Source organism: Mesorhizobium sp. WSM4819 (genome assembly GCF_055811215.1).
The window spans coordinates 1-425 of sequence record NZ_JBVVQO010000105.1 but is presented as its reverse complement, the minus strand read 5'-3'; the positions used below and the strand labels follow the sequence as shown (position 1 = coordinate 425).

Below are 425 nucleotides of genomic sequence, written 5' to 3'. Positions count from 1 at the left end.
GTCGACCGTGAACAATCTTGATCGCTAAGCGGCAAGCTGCTTCGGCCGGTTCAGGAACGCGGCGATCAAGAGCCACAAAAACGCCTTCAGCCACCTGAGCAGGAGGGAGAAGTTGTAACCGGCTGCGGCCAGGATGGCGTTGATCGCATCGCCTTGGGTGTGAGCGAGGTAATTGCGGCCCATTCTGTGTTCGTTCTTGATGTGGCCGATCACCGGCTCGACGGCCGATCGCCGCCGCATCTGGCGCTTGATGGCCGGTGTCACGCGGCGCTTCTGACCAGCGGTGAAGACCCTGAACTTATGACTTTGCGGCGCGTTGTGGCCGCGGTAGCCGGCATCGGCGAGGATGCGGCTGATCTCGTTGCCGATGGTCTTTTCCATGTCAGGGATGATCGCTGCGAGCGTGTGGCCGTCATAGGGATTGC

The 425-nt window shown here is 60.9% G+C and carries 1 pseudogene; it reads right to left on the bottom strand.

Annotated features, from left to right (window positions below):
* Window positions 1-24: 24 nt before the first annotated feature.
* Window positions 25-425, bottom strand: a pseudogene (locus AC0L18_RS32430) (IS5/IS1182 family transposase); the annotation flags it as partial.